The 24,043-nt window shown below is 42.0% G+C and carries 18 protein-coding genes; 5 read left to right on the top strand and 13 right to left on the bottom strand.

The features are described 5' to 3' along the window. Nucleotides 1-112 precede the first annotated feature (112 nt). The 6 genes from Q4486_RS01195 to Q4486_RS01220 all read right to left on the bottom strand — a co-directional run bounded on the left by Q4486_RS01195 (nt 113) and on the right by Q4486_RS01220 (nt 10,098). Nucleotides 113-3,226, bottom strand: a complete 3,114-nt coding sequence (locus Q4486_RS01195) for an efflux RND transporter permease subunit (protein WP_303517754.1) — start codon at nt 3,224-3,226, stop codon at nt 113-115. Next, on the bottom strand, nt 3,223-4,710 hold the full coding sequence (locus Q4486_RS01200; RefSeq protein ID WP_303517756.1) for an efflux RND transporter periplasmic adaptor subunit: 1,488 nt from the start codon (nt 4,708-4,710) through the stop codon (nt 3,223-3,225). The genes Q4486_RS01195 and Q4486_RS01200 overlap by 4 nt, the downstream gene beginning before the upstream one ends. After that, the gene (locus tag Q4486_RS01205; protein ID WP_303517758.1) at nt 4,710-6,017 is read right to left on the bottom strand and encodes a TolC family protein; all 1,308 of its coding nucleotides are present in this window, start codon (nt 6,015-6,017) and stop codon (nt 4,710-4,712) included. The genes Q4486_RS01200 and Q4486_RS01205 overlap by 1 nt, the downstream gene beginning before the upstream one ends. Before the next feature lie 70 nt (nt 6,018-6,087). Then, nucleotides 6,088-6,516 carry a hypothetical protein gene (locus Q4486_RS01210; protein ID WP_303416046.1) on the bottom strand — a complete coding sequence of 143 codons (429 nt, stop codon included), beginning with the start codon at nt 6,514-6,516 and terminating at the stop codon, nt 6,088-6,090. Nucleotides 6,517-6,600: 84 nt separating this feature from the next. Continuing rightward, nucleotides 6,601-9,039, bottom strand: coding sequence for a bifunctional diguanylate cyclase/phosphodiesterase (locus Q4486_RS01215; protein WP_303517760.1), 2,439 nt, complete (start codon nt 9,037-9,039; stop codon nt 6,601-6,603). Between the two features lie 225 nt (nt 9,040-9,264). Then, nucleotides 9,265-10,098, bottom strand: a complete 834-nt coding sequence (locus tag Q4486_RS01220) for a hypothetical protein (protein WP_303416044.1) — start codon at nt 10,096-10,098, stop codon at nt 9,265-9,267. A 271-nt stretch (nt 10,099-10,369) separates the two neighbouring features. Between Q4486_RS01220 and Q4486_RS01225 the strand changes: the two genes are divergently transcribed. The 3 genes from Q4486_RS01225 (at nt 10,370) to Q4486_RS01235 (ending at nt 15,574) form a co-directional block, all read left to right on the top strand. Then, a complete protein-coding gene (locus Q4486_RS01225; RefSeq protein ID WP_303517762.1) occupies nt 10,370-12,019 on the top strand; it encodes a FecR domain-containing protein in 1,650 nt (549 codons plus the stop codon). A gap of 13 nt (nt 12,020-12,032) precedes the next feature. After that, nucleotides 12,033-14,483, top strand: coding sequence for an EAL domain-containing protein (locus Q4486_RS01230; RefSeq protein WP_303517764.1), 2,451 nt, complete (start codon nt 12,033-12,035; stop codon nt 14,481-14,483). 77 nt (nt 14,484-14,560) lie between these two features. Continuing rightward, nucleotides 14,561-15,574: a type I asparaginase gene (locus Q4486_RS01235; RefSeq protein WP_303517766.1), complete on the top strand. Its 1,014-nt coding sequence runs from the start codon at nt 14,561-14,563 to the stop codon at nt 15,572-15,574. Nucleotides 15,575-15,583: 9 nt separating this feature from the next. Here Q4486_RS01235 and Q4486_RS01240 read toward each other — a convergent pair whose 3' ends face one another. Continuing rightward, nucleotides 15,584-15,988 carry a phnA protein gene (locus Q4486_RS01240; protein WP_303517768.1) on the bottom strand — a complete coding sequence of 135 codons (405 nt, stop codon included), beginning with the start codon at nt 15,986-15,988 and terminating at the stop codon, nt 15,584-15,586. A 611-nt stretch (nt 15,989-16,599) separates the two neighbouring features. Here Q4486_RS01240 and purT point away from each other — a divergent pair. Both purT and Q4486_RS01250 read left to right on the top strand, forming a co-directional pair. Further along, entirely contained in the window at nt 16,600-17,781 is a 1,182-nt protein-coding gene (gene purT, locus Q4486_RS01245; RefSeq protein ID WP_067862234.1) for a formate-dependent phosphoribosylglycinamide formyltransferase, read from the top strand. A gap of 119 nt (nt 17,782-17,900) precedes the next feature. Further along, nucleotides 17,901-18,101, top strand: a complete 201-nt coding sequence (locus Q4486_RS01250) for a transcriptional regulator (RefSeq protein ID WP_067862236.1) — start codon at nt 17,901-17,903, stop codon at nt 18,099-18,101. Here Q4486_RS01250 and Q4486_RS01255 read toward each other — a convergent pair. From Q4486_RS01255 to Q4486_RS01280, 6 genes are all read right to left on the bottom strand, one after another. Continuing rightward, complete coding sequence (locus Q4486_RS01255; protein ID WP_303517770.1) at nt 18,098-19,036, bottom strand: nucleoside recognition domain-containing protein; 939 nt, start codon at nt 19,034-19,036, stop codon at nt 18,098-18,100. The genes Q4486_RS01250 and Q4486_RS01255 overlap by 4 nt on opposite strands. Nucleotides 19,037-19,137: 101 nt before the next feature. Then, nucleotides 19,138-19,674, bottom strand: coding sequence for a DUF3299 domain-containing protein (locus Q4486_RS01260; RefSeq protein ID WP_303416038.1), 537 nt, complete (start codon nt 19,672-19,674; stop codon nt 19,138-19,140). 13 nt (nt 19,675-19,687) lie between these two features. Next, nucleotides 19,688-20,947, bottom strand: coding sequence for an ABC transporter permease (locus tag Q4486_RS01265; protein ID WP_303416037.1), 1,260 nt, complete (start codon nt 20,945-20,947; stop codon nt 19,688-19,690). Then, nucleotides 20,944-21,648 (bottom strand): ABC transporter ATP-binding protein, encoded by a 705-nt coding sequence (locus Q4486_RS01270; protein ID WP_303517771.1) that lies wholly within the window; start codon nt 21,646-21,648, stop codon nt 20,944-20,946. Before Q4486_RS01270 ends, Q4486_RS01265 begins: the two co-directional genes overlap by 4 nt. A 27-nt stretch (nt 21,649-21,675) precedes the next feature. Next, the gene (locus tag Q4486_RS01275; RefSeq protein ID WP_303517772.1) at nt 21,676-22,404 is read right to left on the bottom strand and encodes a DUF2796 domain-containing protein; all 729 of its coding nucleotides are present in this window, start codon (nt 22,402-22,404) and stop codon (nt 21,676-21,678) included. Between the two features lie 143 nt (nt 22,405-22,547). After that, nucleotides 22,548-23,993: a PLP-dependent aminotransferase family protein gene (locus Q4486_RS01280; protein ID WP_303517774.1), complete on the bottom strand. Its 1,446-nt coding sequence runs from the start codon at nt 23,991-23,993 to the stop codon at nt 22,548-22,550. Nucleotides 23,994-24,043 lie beyond the last annotated feature (50 nt).

A 24,043-nucleotide genomic window follows, 5' to 3' on the forward strand; every position in this document is an offset into this window, starting at 1 on the left:
AAAGACTGATAAGAGGCTCTATAGCTAAAAAGCGGTAAAAGCTTAAAACACATTGACCTAACTTTTACCGCTTTATTCAGGCTTTTTTAAATCATATGGTTAACTATAAAAGTTAGAGCTTATGCTGCCGTTTTCGCCATAAGTAATAAACCGCAGGTAACAGCACTAAGGTCAGTATCACTGCACTCACCATCCCACCTATCATTGGGGCCGCGATGCGTTGCATAATTTCAGAACCCGCACCTTCCCCATACATAATAGGTAATAGACCTGCTATAACAGCTGCAACAGTCATCATTACAGGACGTACACGCATGCCCGCACCATTTACAACAGCGCTACGAAGCTTTTCCAAGGTAAACCTATCACGACCACTTTTAAGGCTCTCTTCATAGGCTTGGTTTAGATAAACCAACATAATGACACCGATTTCAACCGACACGCCTGCCAATGCAATAAACCCAACTCCCACGGCAACAGAGAAATTAAATTGATTCAGATATAACATCCAAATACCACCAATTAACGCCAATGGCAGCGTACCCATAATCATGACCACTTCAGAAAACCGACGGAAGCTCAGGTAAAGCAGAATGACAATAATTGCTAATGTCAGTGGTACCACATAGCTCAGCCGCTCTTTAGCTCGAATTAAGTACTCGTACTGACCAGACCAATTAATAGCGTACCCCGGAGGAAGCGTTACTTTATCGGCAACCACTCTTTGAGCCTCATCAACGTAACTACCTAAGTCTCTGCCCTCTATATCGACATAAGTCCATCCATTGGGACGCGCGTTCTCACTTTTAATCCCAGGCGGCCCATCTTCAATAAAGATATTTGCCACATCAGCTAAAGCAATACGCGCCCCTTTACTGGTAATGAGTGGTAGCAACTTTAGTCCTTCAATTGAGTTACGGTAATCCTGCGAATAACGTACATTAATAGGATATCGTTCTAAACCTTCAACAGATTGGGAGACATTAGTTCCTCCTATAGCACTCGTAATTACAGTTTGTACATCTGCAATATTAAGCCCATAGCGAGCAGCTTTATCTCGTTGAATATCTACTTTTATATAACGACCACCAGCGACTCGTTCAGAATAAACAGATGCTGTACCTTCAAGCTCGACAAGTACCTTTTCTAACTGCACCCCTATCGATTGGATAACTTTCAGATCTGGCCCTGAAACCTTCAAACCCACTGGGGTTTTAATACCTGTGGCTAACATGTCTATACGAGTTTTAATGGGCATGACCCACGCATTAGTCAGGCCCGGCAACTTAACTAAATCATCCAACTCTTTAGTAAGTTTTTTAGTTGTCATTCCCTCTCGCCACTGCTCCTTTGGCTTAAGCGTAATAAAGGTTTCTATCATCGTTAAAGGTGCAGGATCTGTTGCGGTTTCTGCCCTGCCCATTTTCCCAAATACTCTCTCAACTTCTGGCACAGTTGAAATTAATTTATCAGTCTGCTGGAGCAACTCCCGAGCCTTACCAATAGAGATTCCGGGATAGGTTGTTGGCATATACATTAAGTCTCCCTCATCCAAAGGAGGAATAAACTCACTACCAATTTTATCTAACGGCCAAAACCCTAAAGCCGTTACCAATATAGAACAAGCAACGGTCACTTTCGGCCATGTAAGTACAGCGCGAATGACTGGAAGATATGTAGCTAACAATAAGCGGTTTATGGGGTTCTTATGCTCAGGTAACACATTGCCGCGAATACAGTAGCCCATTAACACAGGTATTAATGTAACAGCTAAACCAGCGGCAGCGGCCATCGCATAAGTTTTAGTGTATGCAAGAGGCGAGAACATACGTCCCTCTTGAGCCTCTAAGGTAAACACGGGTAAAAAGCTCATGGTGATAATTAACAGACTAAAGAAAAGGGCAGGCCCCACTTCTGCTGAGGCATCAGCAATCACTCGCCAACGGTTCTCTTCCGTCAAGGGGGTGCGTTCGATATGTTTATGGACATTTTCTATCATCACAATCGCACCATCAACCATGGCTCCAATCGCTATAGCTATCCCGCCCAACGACATAATATTGGCGTTGATTCCTTGGTAAAACGTCACAATAAACGCTACTAAAATGCCTACAGGTAGACTAATAATCACTACTAAAGAGGAACGAAAATGGAAAAGGAAGATTGCACAAACCACAATCACAACAATAAACTCTTCAATTAGCTTCTCGAAAAGGTTATCTACAGCTCTCTCGATCAAACCTGATCGGTCATAAACTGTCACAACCTCTACGCCTGCAGGGAGACTACGTTTAAGTTCTTCAAGTTTCTCTTTTACGCTTGTTATGGTTGTTTGTGCATTTTCGCCAAAACGCATAACAACCACACCGCCAACAGCTTCACCTTCACCATCTAACTCAGCTATGCCTCGCCTCATCTGCGGACCTATCTCTACATCAGCTAAATCTTTAAGCAAGATTGGTGTGCCATTAACGGTTGCTCCCAGTGGTATAGTTTTAATCGCATCTATACCATCTAAGTAACCAGTTGCACGTACCATATATTCAGCTTCAGCCATTTCGATAACTGATGCGCCAGTTTCTTGGTTCGCACGCTTAATCGCTTGACTAATATGAGAGAGAGGAATATCAAAAGCGCGTAGTTTATTGGGGTCTACTTTAACTTGATATTGTTTAACCATTCCTCCAATTGGTGCGACTTCAGACACTCCGGGGACTGTTTGCAATTCATATTTCAAAAACCAGTCTTGGAGACTTCTTAGCTCCGCTAAATCATGTTGGCCTGTACGGTCTACCAACGCATACAGATATACCCAGCCGACACCGGTCGCATCAGGCCCCAATTGGGGTTTAGCACTATCAGGCAGTTTAGAGGCAACTTGGCTTAGATATTCCAAAACTCGACTACGAGCCCAATAAAGATCAGTATCTTCATCAAAGATCACATACACATAGGAATCACCAAAAAATGAGAAACCCCGTACAGTTTTAGCACCAGGAACCGACAACATGGCCGTTGTCAGAGGGTAGGTAACTTGATCCTCAACAACTTGAGGTGCCTGTCCTGGATAATTGGTTTTAATAATGACTTGCACATCAGATAGATCCGGAATTGCATCTATAGGGGTATTTTTAACCGCAAAGGCTCCCCAACCAACTAAAATAAATGTTGCCAATAAAACAAAAAACCTATTTTTAATCGACCAATAGATCAACGCCTTAATCATAAAGCACCCCCAACAGAGCTATTAGGTGCTTTCGGGCGAGGCACAACAAAATCAATGAGCTTAAGGTTGCCCATATTGCCCCCTTTAAGAAGTACCTGAATAGAATCTCCTTCCCTAAAAGGGCTCATATCAAGCTCTTCTGCTAAAGGGACTTCCATAGTCATAGCCGGCTGTTCCCATTCACGTATCGCCTTATGTGCAAGTGTAAGCGTACGCTTCTGTGGGTCTATATTTTGAATCTCTGCCATCACCCATACAGATTCAATCGACCCCATAGATGACGGAGTCATACGTGAAAAATCTGAACTAAGACTAGATTCAGAATCCAAAAGGAACTGCGCTGAAGTCACAACTCGATCATCAGGGTAAAGCCCTTCAAAAATAGCCGTTCGATCAACAAATCGCCCTCCCGCCTTAACTTCCACTGATTTATAGCGCCCTTCACCTAAAGAAACGACGACTCGCTCTTGCGTGCCCGTTACAATCACCGATGAAGATGGAACGCTTAATACCGGCTCGGTAGGACGAGATAGAATCGTCACACTCGCAAACATATCGGGTTTTAAAAGCAAGTCAGGGTTATCAAACCGTATACGCACCTGGAGCGTACGCGTATTTTTATCGAGCACCGGGTAAATATAATCAACCTGCCCTGACCATGCTTTAGCAGGAAGGTAGTCTAAACTCATCTCAACCAAGTCACCTTGATTTATCAAATGAGCCTGCCTCTCAAATACTTCGGCTATCACCCAAACCTGATCTAAAGAGCCAATATTCATCAGCTTAATAGAGGGATTAATAAACATCCCTTTACGCAGATTTAACTCGCCAACATACCCTGACTGCGGCGTATACACAGGCACATCTTGATAGATTTTTTTTGCCTGTTTTAACTCATTAATAAAGCGTTGCGCTACACCAAGTGACTGAAGCTTACTTTGACTCGCCTGTAGTAAAAAACGATTATTACTTTTAAGGGCCGCTATAAATTCCTCTTGGGCATTCACTAACTCTGGAGAATACACTCTATATAACAGAGTTCCCTCTTCTACATACTCACCCGGAGCGCCTACAGCTACAAACTTAACCCAACCGGATATACGTGAATGAACATCTATCATTTTATCTTGATTGAACCCTATATAACCCACCGCTTTAATCTGTTCTTGTAACGGGCTAAATAAAACGGCTTGCGTTTTAACGCCTAAATTATGAACCACCTCCGACCGAATTCTCACGGTTCCAGGCATCTCTTTTTCCGCAAGGTTATCCGCATAAACGGGCACTAGCTCCATACCCATAGGAGATAAGCCGGGCTTATCTCGTTTAAAGTTCGCATCCATTGGTGCGACCCAATACAGCGGTTCATCCTCTTTACTTTCAGTAAGCGAGGCCGCCCCCTTATCAGATTCAGCACCCGCTACTAAATAACCGATCACTAATCCCACACATAAAGAAGCTAGAATAAAAATAAGTTTTTTCATTACTTTGACTCCAAGTAACGTGGCGACAATAATCGCAATTCAGGATCGACCCCCGCCAATAAGTAATTGAGGCGAAATAGGGTTGATGCTCGCTCATGAAGTAAGGCGACTTTCTGAAGTTTAACTTCCAGTTCGCTGATCGCGGCGGCAGAAATATCAGCAAACCGAGCCGTCGAAGCCCCATAGGCCTTTAATGCAGCTATGCGTTTTTCTTTTAATTGGCGTAAAAAACCACGGTTATAAATTATGATACGTTGCTCTAACCCAGCTAAATTAGCCCGCTCAAAATCAAATGTAGACTTCATTTGACGCGCATTAAGTAAACGTTGCTCTTTTGCTGCTTCACGCAGGTTAATAGCTGCATTTCTATGTGCGTCTTGCCGTTTTTCAGGAAAGATAGGTAGATCAAATGTAACCGCCATACTAAAAAAGTCAGATCTCTCTATGCCCGTCGACATATCATCTCTATACCCATAATTAGCATCGATTTTAAAACTTGGTTCATAAGCTTCATCCGCTAAATCAACCGCTTTCTGCTGTATATCTACACCTTGCTCAAGGCGTTGTAATACAGGATGTCGCAATAATGCCTGATAGACTTTATCTTCACTGTTTAACTGTTCGTCAGTCAGTATCATTTTTATTTCAGGTAACTCAGAAGAAAGCGGCCCCACCCTTCCGTGAACCGTTAGCCATTCAGATAAGCGACCGTGCGTTTGGTTTTTAAGTTGCTCTAATTTAGCAATACGATCCTGCAACTGAGTAAGTTTCAATTCAGCATCTAGCAACTCGTAACCTTGTATTTTCCCGCTACGATAATTAGCTTGGCTAATAGTCAACAACTCATTGAATATATGTTGGTTATCCAACAACAACTTTATCTGTTCTTGATACTGATGAAGTTGTACCCATAACTGGCCGACCTTTTTCTTGATCAGAGCCTTTCGCTCATCACGCTCCAACTGTTTTTGATCTGCCATTAAATTTAACTGACGTTGCTTAATCTCTAAGCTATCTCCTCGCGGAAATTGCTGAGAAACACCAAATTGTAATTGGGTCATATTTTCTTGATTAAAATCAAAGCTATCCGTCGGTAAGTTAGCCAATGCTATACGAAGCTTAGGATCAGGTAATTGTCCACTAGCAATAGCACCAGAACGAATTGCTTGCTCCTGATACTGGTTACTCACAAGCCAATGATCATGGGCTAAAGCTTCAGTGAGCGCCTTTTCTAGGCTTAAATCAGCATGAGCGGAGATCGAAAAAACGGCTAAAAACGCCATTAATAAAAAAGGAGATATATACATAAACCGGTCTCAAACGATATGAAAATAACGCTCTAAATAAAGAGCACTGTTTATCAAAACGAGACGCGATTTAATTAAGGAAAACAGCCTGTTGTATATGTAGACGTGGGAAACTTCGTTGAAAGAATTGCTGTCGAGCAAACGCAAACTGGAAGACAATGCGCTGCCTAAAATCCGGCCGCAAATTAAATAGAAGGGTCGTTACCCCTAAAGCGAAAAGAAAGAAAAAACTAGATAAAGGTGTAGCATCATCTATAGGATCAGCAACAGGATTAACACTCCATTCGCAGCTAATACCACCATTGCCACAATGCTCATTAAACTTACTGTCTGTGGACATATGCTGGCTGTGATCAACACCTGATACAACAACGCCATCTGAAACAGGAACACTTAGTAGATTGGTACATACACCTGCCGAACAATAGACGATAAAAAATAGCAGGCTAAAAGCTGCTATAACACGTCCACGCTTTGTCAGTATGTTTGAATAACCCATTAAGCTATATCCTAGAAAGGTGTATAAACTTTACCTGAATCAAGATGTTCAATCTATAGATCAAGCAAACAAGACAAAAGTTCCCTACAACCCTTTAGATAAATATTCATTCTGCAGCTGCTCCGCAGCCTGTGGCCGCTCAATATAGAACCCCTGAAACACATGACATCCAATATTATGTGCTATCTCTAATTGCTCTTTAGTTTCTATACCTTCAGCAAGTACCACCAAATTATAGGCTTTAGCAATTGATGCAACGGCTTCAACTATAGATCGGCTATTATTATGGGCTCCGAGCTCCTGAATAAAAGAGCGATCTATCTTCACTATATCGATCGGTAAATCTTTAAGGTAACTTAATGAGGAATAGCCTGTACCAAAATCATCCAGCGCGATAGTAATACCAAGTTTCCTAATTTTCTGTAACCGCGACTTAGCAAATTCAATATTTTCAACCGCAACCGTTTCTGTAATTTCTAAACAGATGTCAGAGAGGTTAGCCCCTCCACCCACAATTGCCTGCTGTAAAGTAATCACCATATCCGCTTGATAAAACTGTAAGGGGCTAATATTAATTGAGGTGTACCAACCATCCTGCCAAAACCCTTCAGCCTTCCACTTTTCTATCTGACGACTGCATTTTGCTAACAACCAATTACTAACGGGAACAATCATGCCGCTTATTTCAAGACTAGGAATAAACTCGATTGGAGGCATTAAGCCTTTTTCTGGATGCTGCCAACGAATTAAAGCCTCAAACCCTACAATGGCCCCTGTAACATTAACTAGAGGCTGGTAATGAATACGGAACTCCTCTTGCTCCAATGCTCGATGAAGCTCATTTTCCATATGCTGTTGTTTTTCAACGGCTAACGACATGGAACGATGATAAAAGGCATAACCGTTACGACCGTTCTCTTTCGCATGATACATAGCTGTATCAGCAAATCTCATTAAGTCATCAATATCTTTCCCTTCAATTGGAAAGATAACTACACCTATACTCGCCCCTATTCTTAACTTGTGCTGCTTAATATCTATAGGCTGAGAGAGTATTTCTAACAATTTATCGCAGATTATTTGTACATCAGCTTTGATTCTTTCTTGGTTGTCATGAAGAAACTCCAACAAAACAACGAACTCATCTCCCCCCAAACGAGCCACTGTATCATTTGCACGTACTTGGCCTATAAGTATCTCCGCCACCTCTTTAAGGAGCAAATCACCAATACCATGCCCAAGTGAATCGTTAATCGTTTTAAAATGGTCCAAATCAATAAACAACAGTGCGTTATAAACGCCATTTCGCTCACAGCTTAAAATTGATCTAGATAATCGGTCATTCAGTAATACCCGATTGGGCAAACCGGTTAAATTATCGTGGTTAGCTATATGGCTAATATGATCTTGGACAACTTTTTGACTCGTAATATCAGTCGCCACAACCAGTGTTGCAGGTTCAGAAAAATACTCGAATGGCGAAGCCTGAATTGAGAAATGTAATTGTTCGCCATTTTCGCGAGACCAAGAAAACTCAGTTATATCAACCGGCGCATTATTGGCTTCGACGCTACGGCGGATAACATGCATCCGCTCAACTTCATCTTGAAACGAATGGAAATCTGATATGGTGACACCCACCAAAGACTCTACCGATACGTCATAAAACTCCGCAACCTGCTGATTACAAAATAACACTTGGTCTTTACTATTAAGCGCCACAATCAACTGGGGAGCTTGATTGATAACCTGCTTTAACAAGTGCTCACTTTGCACTAGGGCTAAATGGTTACTCTTTTTTTCATGAAGTAGTTTTTGCGCTGTATGAATAAATTCATTACCAACATCACTGAGTTGACCTAACTCGGTATTTTTATGTTGCTCGGGTACTTCAAGATATTTACCTTCGCTATCTTCCAGCCTGAGCTCAGCAAATTGTTTAGCTAACAAGGCCAAGGGCTTAGTTAAAAATGCGTGGAAAAGCGCTATTAAAAATACCGCAAGGAGAATATTACGAACGACGCCCGAGACAAACGTAGTTAAAGCGCGTTCAAAAAAGGGCTGTAACGCAAGGTCTTGATCCACAACCACCTGAAGACTACCAGGCTCAAGATTGGCAAACCCAGGCGCCCTAAGTGCTAAAGCATAATCTTTATATTTAGTTGAGATGGCTTCCGTCAACCATTGCGTTTTAGTCTTTTGCAGCGTGGATTCTTGCTCTGCTAAAACCTCACCTAACTCATCTCTAATCTGTACTTTGGAGATGAAGGGATATTGCATAAGCCCATTAACAACTTCTTGGGCAAGCGCCTGATCTAAAGTATGGACCGCGCGCGTAGCCGGGGGTTTACTCGCATCCAGTATATCGATGACGGTTTGATCTAACCGGCTCCCTTGCGTTTTATAGTCTTCTAATACATGTATCGAACTCAAGAAGAAGCCAATAGTAAACGCCATCAACACAGTATACTGGGCAAGCTTTACCGCCAACCTATTTCTTACTTTAGGGCTCTGGTGCTTCAAATAGATAACACTTCCTATTATGTTAGGCGCTTGCCTAAATCAGATATTAATAATTGATAATCTCATAAATCATTTAGCTCTTTAAGTAATAAAAGTAATTTTCTATTAACTACTTACCTGTCACTTAATGTCCTATTGTGAGTACTTACATTCTAGCTAATAATCAGCTTTTTTCCTCATCCTCAGCACTATAATATAAAGTTATCTCTTAAGCCTGAATGAATATTATGCTTCTATATTGTATTTCAATAACATTCGAGGAAGCGCCTCATCAAGGTTTGCAACGTCGTCATCATTTAATTCAATCAGGTCAACGCCCATTTTAATGAACTTTTCCTTTTTCTCGATCTTTGCTGACAACATACTTTTAGGGTTTTCTTTACCCCAATACTCAATATAAAGCTGATGTTGAGGTAGATAAAAATCGGCATCTAAATCTCCTTCGCACGGCAAACCTGTCCGATAGGCATGCAACAAGCCGGACAGATAGAGCCAATTATCAATCTTCCTCTCCGCTTCACAAGTAACATTATGGCCATCACAACAAAGATAATCGTTTTTTCCTTCATAGCCCTGTTGGAATCCGCTCACTCGTGCAGTTAATATCCCATTGTCTAAAATAGACTCTCGCCACATGATATAAGGAATGCCTGTAGACCGATTTTCCCGCTGAAAACCTCCCGCAGCTTCACCTAAAGTAGTTAACAGCCAGCCTTTTCGACCCGCCTTTATCCAACCTAATTCTTGCAAAAGTAATCCAATAATACGATCAGATAACGACAGCTGAGTAGCCAAAGAATCAAAAGATAAGAGATGGGAATCAACACTCACTAAAGCTCGGTGCTTGACGGTCTCACTTGGCCAAATAATATAACGACCAAACTTAGTGCTTTCACGATAGGTCCCCCCTTCAAACTCACCTTTAGATGTTAATAACCAGTTATCACTTACACGCTTGATCCAACCGAGTGATTCCAGCTCAGTAAACATCTGCTTAGTGGTTTTATCGAGAGCCTTAGCTAAGGCTGAGGTTGAAAGTGGATGTGATTTATCAGACATCTAAGGTCATTCCTAACGATATTATTTACCTCAGAATAATCAAACTTGTTAAGGAGTAAAAGCGATTCACTTTTTTCAGGGAGATAGAGCGCAAAATAAAAACGAAAAGCCTATTTAAACCCCCACCTTAATAAATACTTAACAGGATAAAGCATCTAACTCTAAAAGCTGATATAAATAGCAAATAGAGGGATTAATTCTATAACTTGAGCGGCATTAAAAGGATTCCTCGACTAGGATTAATAATGGACGTAATCTCTGGAGTACTCGCATGGACACAACAATACTCAACTTTTACAAAAAATCTGCTTCAGTGGTATTGTTGACCCTACTCTTCAACACGCCTTCAGCTATAGCGCAAGAGTGGATTTACAGTGTCGTTCAAGGAGACACACTGTCTGAATTCAGTGAAAAACACCTTTACAAAACATCTTACTGGAAACAACTTCAGAAGATTAATAATATCGCCGACCCGAAACGCATCCCTGAAAACACAAAATTACGTATCCCTATTGATTGGATAAAATCTCAGCCAGCATCAGCACAAGTCATCAAATTTGAAGGGGATGTAGTCACGCAAAGCAAAGAAGGCACTGATTCACAACAAGTGAGTGTAGGTCAGCAACTTAATCTTGGCGATCATTTAGAAACCTATTCACAAAGCAGTGCATTAATTCGCTTTGCAGATGGTAGTGAGATACTGGTATTACAAAACTCTAAAATCGATTTTAACCATATGACGAAATATGGTGAGACCGGGATGGTGGATTCAAGAGTTCGCCTCATATCAGGTGATATAGAGAGTCATGCTGCAACACAAAAAGGCAGTGCTTCACGTTTCGAAATCCATACACCCGCTGCGATCTCTGCCGTTAGGGGAACCCGCTTCCGAACCTCTTATACAGCGGCAGACACGAGTTCAACTATTGAGGTATTAGAAGGTGGCGTCGCGGTAAAAGGTGCGAAAACTACACGTTTAGTTCGTGCTGGCTACGGGACTCATGTTGTTAAAAATAAAGCGCCATTAAAACCTAAAAAGCTCCTACCCGCTCCTCAGCTATTGGCTTACCCACAACCGATCGAAACCATCGGTTCTCAAATCCGCTGGGAAGCTATAGAGGGTGCGCAGCGCTATCGTTTCATCATTGCAGAGTCAAATGAGTTTAGTACAGTGTTATGGGATAGTGACAGTGAACGAAATGCCATCAGCCTTCCTGACCTAAGTGATGATACATACTTCCTACAACTGCGTGCTGTCGACAAATATGGAATTGAGGGTATAGAACGCGTACAAACATTCACACTCAATGCACACCCTCAACCGCCTTTCCCTATGGCACCAAATAATAAGGCTACAATACGTGGGAAAGCCCCTGTATTGGAATGGACCCAATCCAGCGAAGCGGTCAGCTACCGATTACAGATAGCGTCCGATCAACAGTTTTCTAACATATTACTTGATCGCCCTTCATTAACGAGCAACCAATTTACGGCATCCGAACTACTGCCCACCAACACCTATTACTGGCGTGTAGCCAGTCTTGCTGGCGATGGAGAATTAGGACCTTATGGTACTCAACGTAGCTTAACCGTAAAACCAATTCCTGCGACTCCCGAGCCCGCACTCGTCCAAAATGAACGTGAAATAAAACTCTCATGGACTTTAGGCTTACCGGATGAATCCTACCAAATACAAATATCTAAAGATCCATCATTTAAATCCATTATTACAGATACAAGGTTAACAAAGCCGGAGATTACACTGGAGCGTCCTGAAGGATATAGATATGTTCGCGTTAGATCCCTAGCAGAAGATGGCTTTGCCGGTGCTTGGGGTGTTACTCAAGAATTAACACCGCCCCCGAACGAAAACTGGATCTATGTATTTGGTTCTTTTGTAGCCACTATATTGTTGCTGTGAACACATACAGACTATGAATAAACGTCGTATCCAGCTTTTTGTTATAGGCTTTATGCTGTTATTGCTGGTTGTTAGCTTCAACAGTTCTGTGCTTAAACGTATAGACCTGATTATTTACGACACGTTGTTAAATTTATCGAGCCACCCAGCCCCTGAAGAGATCGTTATTATTGCGATTGATGAAGAAAGCATCATACGTCTGGGGCGCTGGCCATGGCCTCGAACGACCCATGCAGAATTACTTAATCAACTGACCCAAGCCCAAACCACCGCTGTGGGCTTTGATATTTTATTTTCCGAAAAAGAATCCCTTGAGAATGACCGCCTATTTGCTGAAGCTATAGAAAAAAATGGTCACGTTTTTCTGGCGGTAGCACCTGAAAAATCATTAAATTCACAAATTACCGAGCTACTACCAACCCCTACTATTGCTGAGCATAGTGCCGGATTTGCTCATGTTGATACTGAGTTAGATATTGATGGTATCTGCCGTCGAGTTTACCTCTACGCCGGCTTAGGTGACGCTCATTGGCCTATATTAGGCCTTGCCCTCCAACAAGCTATCCGCGATTACCCTTTAACGCCGGCTCTAGAAAAAACACAAAGCAGTGATACCGGCTGGGTACGTAAAACCCCATTACTAATCCCTTTTTACGGCCCTCCAGGGCATTTCACTCATTATTCATATATTGATGTATTGAATGGCAAGATAGGCCGAGAACATTTAAAAGATAAAATAGTCATCATAGGTGCTACCGCGACCGGAATGGGAGATGCCGTAAGCACCCCTGTTTCTGGACACCATCAACGGATGCCCGGCGTAGAACTCAATGCAAATATAGCGGCGGCATTACTGGAATCCCGATTTATCACTGAGATAACACCGTGGCAACAATACTTATCCACTCTCATTTTAACTACATTATTAGTATTAGCTGCCATCGTGCTCCCCAAACGGTACTTTCCAATAAGCTTACCTTTTACATTGCTAGCAGCATTAGTTTTATCCTTTACTCTCTTACGTGAAGCTCAACTTTGGCTTCCTCCAACAAATACTATGCTCGTACTGATTTTAGTTTTCTCGCTCTTTAGTTGGCGCCGCTCCTTAGAAACCCAATACAAACTAACGCAGCTTAACAACGAGGTGTACCAGCAACTTAACTTTGATCCAATAACGCACCTACCTAATAAAACAATGTTCAAAGACCAACTGGCGAGCACACTGACAGAAACACCTAGCACGCAAAATGTTTCACTGCTGATCATCCAACTTAGTGGCATCAAAGAAGTTAATAACCGTTTAGGCCTCAATGCAGGTGATGAAATTCTAGCCATGGCAGCACAACAAATACAAAAAGCGGTCGGATTCTCCTACCCAGTCGCGCGCCTTAGTGGAATAGAGTTTGCGACAATTATTACCAATCAGTCCTCACCTTCGGATACTGCAAGAATCGGCCACCGCCTGATCCAACTACTACAATTACCTTGCGAGTTACAGGGCGATCATTTTTTCTTTAAACCCTCCATTGGTGTCAGTACCTACCCACAAGATGGAGACAGTACCGATATATTAATCAGTAATGCCTATGCGGCCATGCATAAAGCAAAATCCAACAACAAGCGCGGGCTGTACTATTATTCGTTGCATTTAAAACAGGAAATTATCGACGAATCCTCATTAACGCGGGACCTTCACTTAGCTCTCAATCAAAACCAACTGGAAGTCTATTATCAACCTCAAGTCATCAGCGCTACCGGAGAAATAATCGGCCTAGAAGCACTATTACGCTGGAAACATCCTGAAAGAGGTAACATATCCCCAGCATCTTTTATTCCTATTGCAGAGAAAACTGGACTAATTATGCCTATAGGGGATTGGGTACTGGAAACGGCCTGTAAACAAGCCGTCACTTGGAACAAAGGCCTGAAAAAAGAGATACGTATAGCCATCAATATTTCAGCTATTCAATTTTATGATAATTTTATAGTTGAGCGTGTAAAACAAATATTGGATATCACTGCGCTCCCTGCACACCTATTGGAGCTCGAGCTAACAGAATCTGCTCTTATGAGTAACTTTGAGACGACCATTCAAACTTTACACGAGCTAAAAGATATTGGGATTAATATTGCCGTAGACGATTTTGGTACCGGCTATTCCTCTTTAAGTTACCTAAAGCAATTCCCTTTAGATCGTATAAAAATCGACCAAAGTTTTGTGCGTGATTTAGGGCAAAGTGTAGAAAGTGCTGAAATCACTCAAGCAATTATAACAATGGCTCACAGCCTTAATCTTCAAGTGATTGCAGAGGGTGTAGAGACTCCCCAGCAACGTAATTTCCTGTTAACGCAAACCTGCGAAGAGCTACAAGGGTTCCTCTTCAGCAAACCTTTACCTAAAGCACAGATCAGCGAACTATTAAAAAGCCCTAGAGAGCTAGGCTCTCCGATAAATAATGCTTAATAGGCAAAAATGTATAAACGCTTCACTTCTCCCTTAGTTCAACGTATATATATGTTCAATTGAAGCGGGAGCGCCCTATGACGACTAAAATACTGATGATCTATACTGGTGGAACTATAGGTATGGAATCATCCGCTAACGGCTACACTCCTGTCCCAGGGTTTGAATCATTAATAAGAAGCCGTTTAGCCCATTCACACCACGCTCTGCTCCCAGAGTTCGATATGCTGGAGCTAAATCCGTTAATAGATAGCGCCAATTTAATCCCTAGCCATTGGACTGAAATGGCAGACATTATTATCCAGAAATATGAGGACTATGATGGCTTTATTGTGCTTCATGGTACCGATACTATGGCTTACAGTGCTTCAATGCTGTCCTTCATCTTACAAGGTTTATCAAAACCCGTTATCTTCACCGGCTCTCAGATTCCCTTATCACAACTGCGAAACGATGCACTCGATAATCTAATTACAACACTGCTTCTGGCCACTGATAACTCAATAAATGAAGTCTGCATTTACTTTAGCGGACGACTTTTAAGAGGAAATAGATCGAGTAAAGTGAAAGCAACAGGGTTAGATGCTTTTAACAGCCCGAACTTCCCTTGGCTCGGCCAAGTTGGGCTTAATGTCGAGCTACACTCCAACCTCTTTTTGCCCCAAAAACAACCTCGCTTTTTAAACCCCGAGTTTAAAAAAAATGCCGTTGTTATACTGCCCATATATCCAGGAATTAATGGCAAGCACGTTGAATTACTCAGTTCAGACCCAGACTGTAAAGCCATTATTTTGCGGAGTTACGGCGTAGGTAATTTGCCTGATCAAAATCAGGAACTAATTGATGCACTGAAGGCTGCTGCACAACGAGGCGTAATTTTCGTCAATAACAGCCAGTGCTTACAAGCTGAGATCTTTCAGGGGCAATACGCATGCAGCTCAATTTTAAATGAGATTGGTGTTATATCAGGGGCTGAAATGACATTAGAAGCCTGCTTCTGCAAACTTCACTTTCTATTAGCAACACTGACATCTACGGCAATGATCAAAAATAACTTTGTTAAAAGCTTGGCCGGGGAAATCAGTCGCTAAAACATCAAATTAAGGGAGTTGCACTTTAGCTAACCATTCCCGCTCTTCAGGTTCTAAATAAACTTGCTCTAAAAGCTGAACAGCCCAAAAATCTTGCTCTGCAACACGCTTCAATATAGCTACAGCAAGAACTTTGACCACAGGCACTTCACTCCAGATTGAATGATTTAAGCAGCGCCAATGGTTGTTATCTTGTGATTTTGGTTTTTCAATCTGCGTAAAACACACATCGCAGACCATAAGACAGTGATTCAAATCAGGTAGTTTTGAAACAGCTGCCACCTCATAGATATGCAACTTAACACCATGGTCGCCGCATAGTTCGCAATGTGCCCCACTACGCCGCACTAAATCCTTGCCAAAAATTGACAGCCCACAATTCCGCTCGTGATAACGATCATGACCTTTAGACATAGTTACGTCCCCATGTTTATCCTAAGGGATAGCACATTCTCATTAGAATGGAAGAAATATAAGGGGAACTAAGACTAAGTGATATCGCTTAGAGGGCAACATGAGCGACTAAAATTAACGAGGGGATAGCCTCTATAAGAGATACTATCCCCTCCTGCCGGATGGATACTCCGACTAATCAGCCTTTGCAGGCAAAAAACAAGCAATGTAAACGACCAGAACTTTTTTAAGCGGACAGGTTCTAGAGTGCTTCTAATGTGGTTATGACCACTCTGTAGTCTTTGACGTTCACTCTGAAAATACCAACTTAAAAATGCTACTAATTGCTGCTGCCTAAAGCATTAACAAAAACCGCAACAATCAATCTCCCAGTCGATGTATTTTTATTTATCCTCCTTATTTCATTTCAAAAAATGTTTCAAAGGAAGAACTATCTCTAGTCATGATAAAACACATAAAAAACCAAAGACAATTCAATATTTCAAAAAATACAACCGTGACTTCAACACGAAGTTACACTTTTATTATAGAAGACAATTTCCATTCTGCTGGCGATTGTCATAATTCGCACCGTATAATGCTTGAAATTTTTTCACGCTGAGGATTGGACAATGCTACAAATAGGGACTCCTCTATCACCGTCAGCTACACGTGTATTGATGTGCGGCGGTGGAGAACTGGGCAAAGAAGTCGTTATCGAATTACAACGCTTAGGCGCGGAGGTCATTGTTGTCGATCGCTACAAAAATGCCCCAGGTATGCAGGTTGCTCACAGAAGCCATATCGTCTCAATGCTGGATGGTGATGCGCTGCGTGAAATAATCGAGCTAGAAAAACCACACCTGATTGTTCCTGAAATAGAAGCTATAGCGACCGAAACCTTAGTTGATCTTGAGAATGAAGGCTTCAACGTTATTCCAACAGCTCGTGCAACTCAACTCACGATGAACCGCGAAGGAATTAGGCGTTTAGCCGCAGAAGAGCTTAATATTCCCACCTCTAACTACCGTTTTGCCGAAACACATGAAGAGTATATGGCTGCAGTGGAAACCGTGGGTATCCCCTGTGTTGTAAAGCCGATTATGAGCTCATCAGGTAAAGGTCAAAGCACCATCCAATCCACTGACCAAATTGAACAAGCTTGGCAATATGCTCAAGATGGCGGTCGCGCAGGAAAAGGAAAAGTCATCGTAGAAGGGTTTGTAGACTTTGACTATGAAATAACACTGCTTACCGTTCGTCACGATAGCAACACTAGCTTTTGCGAACCTATAGGGCACATACAAGTAAGCGGTGATTACAGACAATCCTGGCAACCGCAAGCAATGAGCCCAGTGGCACTAGAAAAATCTCGTGAGATCGCAAGCAAAGTAACATCAGCGCTAGGTGGGCAAGGCCTCTTTGGCGTTGAACTCTTTATTAAAGGCGATAAGGTTTACTTTAGCGAAGTATCACCTCGCCCCCATGATACCGGCATGGTGACGATGATCTCCCAAGATTTATCGGAATTCGCACTGCATGCTAGAGCTATTTTAGGCCTACCTATTCCAAATATTCATTTCCACGGTCCCTCTGCATCGAGCGTCATCTTAGTAGAAGGTGAATCAGATAAAGTACGATTTGGTAATCTACAACAAGTCCTTGCGGAGCCGAATACTCAAATCAGATTATTCGGCAAACCGGAAGTTTCTGGGCAACGACGTATGGGTGTTGTATTAGCCCGAGATGAAACTGTACAAGCCGCTAAAGAGAAAGCTATTCGTGGCTCAACCTCAGTCAATGTAGAACTATAACGTAGGATCAAAGCACTATTTCCAACCGGAATAGTGCTTTACTCTAAATATTAGGGAACCTTTAGTGATTACCAACAACTAAGGATAGAATAAAGTAAACACAATAATCGGAGTCACCTATGGCTGAACCTAAATGCCCAGAATGCTCAATCTCAGGGGTTGAACACATCGTTTCAAAAGACAGCGAAGAAAGAGCACGTGATAGCCAAGCTTGGTTCCAAATCGCTTATTGCAATGGCTGTGGACATATCTATGGTGTTTTCGCCAAACACACTATCCCAGCAGGTAAAAAAGGGCCGCAACTCGTTTTACATCGTTAGAAAATAAATAGATGTAACACGCCTCTTATTGTCATACCGAACAAGCCACCATAAACAGCATAGCGAATCACTTGGCTGATTCGCTTACCCGCAGCGGCAAAGATCGCAATACCAGCAACATCCAGCGGATTAGTGGCAAAACCGGCCATACGGTTAAGCTCGTTTACACTAATAAGCCCCTCGTTCATCAGATCTATAGTGATACCCATAAAAGCAGTTCCACCTGCAATAAATTTAGTCACTATAGGTAGCACTGTTGCTTCAGGTAAACCAATTAGAGCCAGTAACGGGGCGAGTAATGAGCTTAATAAACTAATAACCCCTGTCGCTTCAAATACATTCACTAAAAAGATCGCCAGTATTAGCATAGGCAGCATACCGAACACGATCTTCATCCCCTCTTGACCACCATCACCTAAGATCTGAATAACCGTTTTTTTCTCCTCTTCTGGCGAGGTCGATTTGACGACAGTTTCAGCAGTATCAGGATCAACAAGGTTACGAGTTAGCACGTAGTAAGTGAAAGAAGCTGCCGCTAAGCCACCAATTATAGATGTAATCAGAATTACACCTATATTAAGCCCCATTGCACTTAACGGGAACGTCGCATTGGCTTGTGACATAGCTAAGACCATCGCTAAGGTAGCCGCGATATAACGGCGTGATGTGCCATTCCTATCCATCAAAGCTAAAGTAGCAATAGGGCCTGCGAAACTAACAAAAAGCAGTTTAATCATGGCAAAAATGCCAAGGCCTGGAATACCAAAAATACGTGCAATCGGTGCCAGTAAATTTGAAAACCAGCTCAGCACACCTTTAGCATCAAGGAGTTTCATGAACGCAGACATTACAACCATAATGGGTAAAAGAATATATAAACCCATATCTAAACCGGTTCGCCCGGAATCTAGGATAACTGCAATGATCTGTTCCACGATAAATAGCCTTGGCTAGAAATAAGAGGCAATTTTACCTAGAGGCTAGAAGTGAAACCAGCTATTTATAGTCTATACAGATATTAGTGATGACCGGTCTATCACAAATCATAAGGCTCAATCTGAAAAGCTTCCATGGTATAACCGGAAGCCGCAAGCTCATTCACAACCGTTTCTGTATTTATACGACCACTAATCCATACCGCATCATATAAATTTTCCACATGAGTTCCAGGCTCAAATCGAACATAAATAATCTGGTTGGAGGGTGGAGGAGGCACATGGATACATGCACCAAAATAAGGAACTAAAAAGAACTCAGTAACACGCGTACCATCCGATTCGACCGGTACAACATAACCAGGAATTTTAATCATCTGACCATCAAAATCAGGCACAGTCGGAGCAGATTGCATCGCTACCATCATCTCATCCAGCAGCTGTTGTGCTTTAGGATCAAAATCATCAATAGCCGCCAACTGCTCAGAACTATTAAATATCGCATCCATAGAGAAATCAGCAGGCATCAACTGTTCCCACTCTACTGGCTTCACTGACTCACCGTTAATCACCTCTTCGGCACAAATAAAACTTGAGCTAGCGATCAACCACACAGCGATAATAATATGTTTAAACATTCAATTTCTCTTGTTATAACTTAATCGACATACCGTCAGCCAAAGAGTTCCGGTAAGCACGATAACCGGGTACTAATCCAGCTAAAGATCCAGCCGCGACCACCATACCTACTAGCTGCCATTGCCATAAACTTAAACCTTGTACCGCTAATCGTACCCCAAACTGATCCTGAATTAACGGGCTGGCATAAAGCATTACCAAATAAAGTACACCAATACCCAGTAAAACACTCAATAACGTAACCAATAATGATTCTAATATAAGTAATGTCAATATATGTATAGGACGCGCACCTACAGAGCGCAAGATAGCCATCTCTCGGCGGCGTTCATTTAAACTACTTAACAGCAAGGCTAGCAACCCAAGAACTCCTGAAACAACCACTAAACCAGAAATAGCGAACAGTGTTTTTTCAACGAAGGAAAACATACCCCACAACTCCTGCAAAGCAAGTCCTGGTAAAATAGCCATTAACGGCTCATTCCTATACTGATTTATCTTCCGCTGTAGATGAAATGTAGAAAGACGAGAGTTAAGCCCAAGCATAAACGCCGTAATTTGTTTAGGCTTAAGTTTCATTTTAAGCACTTGCTCTGCCGTTACTTTAGAGCCGGGTAATTGCACCCCAGACTGCCAATCAACATGGATAGCCTCAATCGCCTCCAAAGAAACAATAAGCGTATTATCAACAGGCGTACCTGTAGGTTTTAAAATGCCTACAACATTAAACGGCTTATCATCATGCTTCATCAAACTGGCACTCCCCATACCATGGGCGATCACAACGGGAGAGCCTAAGTTATAGCCTAGTTTTTTAGCAACCTCAGCACCAATTACTACATCGAAAAGCCCTTCAAAGCCTCTACCTTGAGAAAAGGCGAGTGGCTGTTTGGCACCATATCGGTAATGCTCAAAATACGCTGAGGAGGTACCTAAAACCCTAAACCCGCGATGAGAATCACCTAATGAGAGAGGAATACTCCATTTAACATTGGCATCTTGGCTAATATTTTCATAGCTTTTCCACGTTATATTATTGGTAGCATTCCCAATATGGAAAACAGAGTACAGTAATAAATTTATCTGCCCACTTCGCGCACCTACGATCAGGTCAGTAGAAGATACAGTCGATGAAAACCCCTCTTTAGCTTGCTGCCTTATAATGTCTACACCTAGCAGTAACACAACACTCATACTAATAGATAGCAACATCATTAATAGAGTGGCCTTCCTATTTAAAAAGCTTTTCCAGGTTAAATGAAACAAAGTCATAAGCTATATCCTCCATTAGATGAAGGGGTTAGCCTCAATTTCTGCGAAAAGTGATGTTCTAAAGCGCTATCGTGACTAACAAAAATTAACGTGGAGCCGGATAATTCACATTGAGATAATAACAACGCTAAAAACTGGTCTCGCGCATCTACATCAAGTGCCGATGTAGGTTCATCTGCAATAATAATCTCCGGCGAACCTAAAATCGCTCTTGCCGCACTCACCCTTTGTTGCTGCCCTACAGAAAGGGCCGCTGCATTTTGTTGATAGAGATGTTTATCCATCAAACCTAAACGCTTAAGTAGCGCCTCAGCCCCCTGTTCTACAGAACCAAACTCATCGATAGCACGTGCTCTTCGCGTAGACGAAAAACGGCAAGGTAGACAAACATTTTCTAATAAACTCAAAAACGGTAGTAAGTTAAACTGCTGAAAAATAAAACCTATATGGTCAGCTCTAAACTTATCTAACTGGGACATCTTCATGAGGCCATAGTCATGGCCTAAAACTTTGATATCACCATGCTCAGGGGCAAGCACACCACCCAAGATATTAAGCAATGTGCTTTTTCCGCTACCCGAGGGGCCTTTTATGAAAACTTTTTCACCGTGATAAAGTTGAAACTTAGGAATGGTTAAGCAGGGTGTGCCATCACCCCACTTAAATAAAAGATCATCGATAGTTACGGCTAATTTTTTCATTTTAAAAACCAAACTCGAGTAATGCCATTAGAATTTAAAGCCTTTAGAGGAAGGAGTTAACTCAAGCTGCTGAGCTCCCTTATCTGTAATTAGATTCACATGGAGCTTCTCTACTCCTTTAAACGAATCAAACAAACTTAATGTCATATCTGTCAACGCTTCAGGGTTACTACACTTAAAATGATAAGTCGCCGTAATATCAGCATGCACTTCGTGATCATGCTCTTCATGATCCGCATGTTCTTCGTGATGGTCATGACCTTCATGTTCCTCGTGATCTGCATGTTCCTCATGATCATCATGGCCTTTATGCTCTTCGTGATCCGCATGTTCCTCATGATCATCATGACCTTCATGCTCTTCGTGATCCGCATGTTCCTCATGTTCCTCATGATCATCATGGCCTTCATGCTCTTCGTGATCCGCATGATCCCCATGCTCTTCACCCCAAACAACCTCAACATGCTCCGTCAGACAGTTAGCAGAGGCAGAAAGTTTCAAAATGTTATTGGCATTTTGTAATAGTTTTAAAGCTTTCTCTTGAGTCGCTTTATCTTCAGCCGATTTTGCTTCGTATTCAAACCCTACGATATTCGCCATTGGCGAGCGAAGCACAGCTTCTACATCACCTTGATCTGTTGCGATATTTAACACCGCTTCCCCATGCACATGCGCTTCAAGTGCTGTAGCAATAGGACTTAACATGCATGAAATTAAAGCACTACCTATAGAAATGTAATGGACTCGCTGGAACATGATGCTCTCCAATAAAATGATATAATATAACATTACTATACAGTTTTACGCCGGCTTATGACAACAAGCTCAGGCTATCTTGAGGATCAAAGAATAATCGATCGCTGCCAAAAAATAGCTTTAAAGAGGGATAATCCAGCTTCTTATGGTTTATCAGCGCTGCATTTATCCAATAGAATCTCACCCAACCGTTTAATTGCATTCTTTCGCGACGCATTCCAGTGGTGAGCAAAGCTAATACGTAAACAATTTCGATACTGATCTTGTGCTGTAAATAAGTTACCTGGAGTGATCACTATACCTTCCCTACGGGCATCCAAATAACAGTTATCTACTTTATAGTGCTCTTCAAGCTCAACCCATAACGCAAGCCCTCCCTGAGGCTGGCTCACTCTTATCTCGCCAAGTTCACGCCAATATAAAAACAGTAGATCAATCAACTGATCTCGCTGCTCTTTAAGTAAGTACTTATATTTACGCAGATGCTTTTCGTAAGAACCATCATCCAAAAAATCAACTAATCCCTGCTGCGTAAAACGGCTTAAGGCAAGCATATTGACCATTTTTAAAAACATTAAAGAGGATTGCTCTCTACTCGAAACAACCCAACCTAGCCTCAACTCTCTTGAAAGTGATTTAGAGTAAGAGCCACATAAAATGACATTATCATTCCGACCCAGCTGTTTTAATGGGGGAAGACGCGCACCAAATGATAGATCCCCATAAATATCATCTTCAACAATAGTAAAGCCAAATTGTTCCGCTAATTGAAGCAACCGCTTACGTTCAGTATCAGGCATCACTGAGCCTAAAGGCGTTGCAAATGCAGGAGTTACTACACAAGCAGCTATTTTCCATTTAGATAAAGTCTCAGTTAAAGCATCTATAGAGATACCCTCCGTTGACGTAACGGGGATTTCAAGTACTTGTAAACCAAGGCTTTCTAATAACTGCAGCACACCATAAAATCCAGGGGATTCAACTGCGACTATATCCCCTGCCTGACAACAGGATTGTAATGCTAAAGATAATGCATGCTGGCAACCCGCTGTAATCAAGACATCTTGCTCATCAAACCTACAACCTAGACGCTGATATCGGCTAGCAATTTGCTGACGTAAATAGAGTGACCCTGCTGGCTCATCATAATATTGATGTTCAGAACCGCCCTGTTGCCGTAAGGCTCTTGATAAACAACGATTTAGCTCAGTAATACCTACAGGGCGTTGCGATCGTTTATCAATTTGAGGCGCTATATCAAAAGCAGCATTGTGCGTCATGATATCTCTCATCACGTCGCTCATATCAATCAGATGGGGCTCAGACCTGATCTGCATTACAGAGGGGCTTTGTGCAGGTATTTTTGCCTTAGTATTCAGCTGAACTGAAACAAAATAGCCTGACTTTGTTCTTACCTCCACAAGACCTGCCGCTTCTAAACGCTGATAAGCATGAATCACGGTGGCTTTAGACAGCCCCCTCTCCTCACATTGAGTCCGGATAGAAGGCAGTTTAGTGCCTGATGGGAGCCGACCTAAATATATGTATTCAGCGAGCTCTTGTTCCAGTTCTTGATATAGGTATTTCATTTAGCCTCTCTCATCTGTACCTATTATAAATTATTTTTCTATGCCTGTTC

Source organism: Neptuniibacter sp. 2_MG-2023 (genome assembly GCF_030547495.1).
In the GTDB taxonomy this organism is placed as follows: domain Bacteria; phylum Pseudomonadota; class Gammaproteobacteria; order Pseudomonadales; family Balneatricaceae; genus Neptuniibacter.

What these genes read in the sequence shown, in the direction of transcription:
- Q4486_RS01225 (WP_303517762.1), top strand. Translation starts at nt 10,370, where the DNA reads ATGGACACAACAATACTCAACTTTTACAAAAAATCTGCTTCAGTGGTA.
- Q4486_RS01195 (WP_303517754.1), bottom strand. Translation starts at nt 3,226, where the DNA reads ATGATTAAGGCGTTGATCTATTGGTCGATTAAAAATAGGTTTTTTGTT.
- Q4486_RS01200 (WP_303517756.1), bottom strand. Translation starts at nt 4,710, where the DNA reads ATGAAAAAACTTATTTTTATTCTAGCTTCTTTATGTGTGGGATTAGTG.
- Q4486_RS01270 (WP_303517771.1), bottom strand. Translation starts at nt 21,648, where the DNA reads ATGAAAAAATTAGCCGTAACTATCGATGATCTTTTATTTAAGTGGGGT.
- Q4486_RS01265 (WP_303416037.1), bottom strand. Translation starts at nt 20,947, where the DNA reads ATGACTTTGTTTCATTTAACCTGGAAAAGCTTTTTAAATAGGAAGGCC.
- Q4486_RS01205 (WP_303517758.1), bottom strand. Translation starts at nt 6,017, where the DNA reads ATGTATATATCTCCTTTTTTATTAATGGCGTTTTTAGCCGTTTTTTCG.
- Q4486_RS01250 (WP_067862236.1), top strand. Translation starts at nt 17,901, where the DNA reads ATGGCTGAACCTAAATGCCCAGAATGCTCAATCTCAGGGGTTGAACAC.
- Q4486_RS01230 (WP_303517764.1), top strand. Translation starts at nt 12,033, where the DNA reads ATGAATAAACGTCGTATCCAGCTTTTTGTTATAGGCTTTATGCTGTTA.
- Q4486_RS01260 (WP_303416038.1), bottom strand. Translation starts at nt 19,674, where the DNA reads ATGTTTAAACATATTATTATCGCTGTGTGGTTGATCGCTAGCTCAAGT.
- Q4486_RS01240 (WP_303517768.1), bottom strand. Translation starts at nt 15,988, where the DNA reads ATGTCTAAAGGTCATGATCGTTATCACGAGCGGAATTGTGGGCTGTCA.
- Q4486_RS01275 (WP_303517772.1), bottom strand. Translation starts at nt 22,404, where the DNA reads ATGTTCCAGCGAGTCCATTACATTTCTATAGGTAGTGCTTTAATTTCA.
- purT (WP_067862234.1), top strand. Translation starts at nt 16,600, where the DNA reads ATGCTACAAATAGGGACTCCTCTATCACCGTCAGCTACACGTGTATTG.
- Q4486_RS01280 (WP_303517774.1), bottom strand. Translation starts at nt 23,993, where the DNA reads ATGAAATACCTATATCAAGAACTGGAACAAGAGCTCGCTGAATACATA.
- Q4486_RS01235 (WP_303517766.1), top strand. Translation starts at nt 14,561, where the DNA reads ATGACGACTAAAATACTGATGATCTATACTGGTGGAACTATAGGTATG.
- Q4486_RS01220 (WP_303416044.1), bottom strand. Translation starts at nt 10,098, where the DNA reads ATGTCTGATAAATCACATCCACTTTCAACCTCAGCCTTAGCTAAGGCT.
- Q4486_RS01210 (WP_303416046.1), bottom strand. Translation starts at nt 6,516, where the DNA reads ATGGGTTATTCAAACATACTGACAAAGCGTGGACGTGTTATAGCAGCT.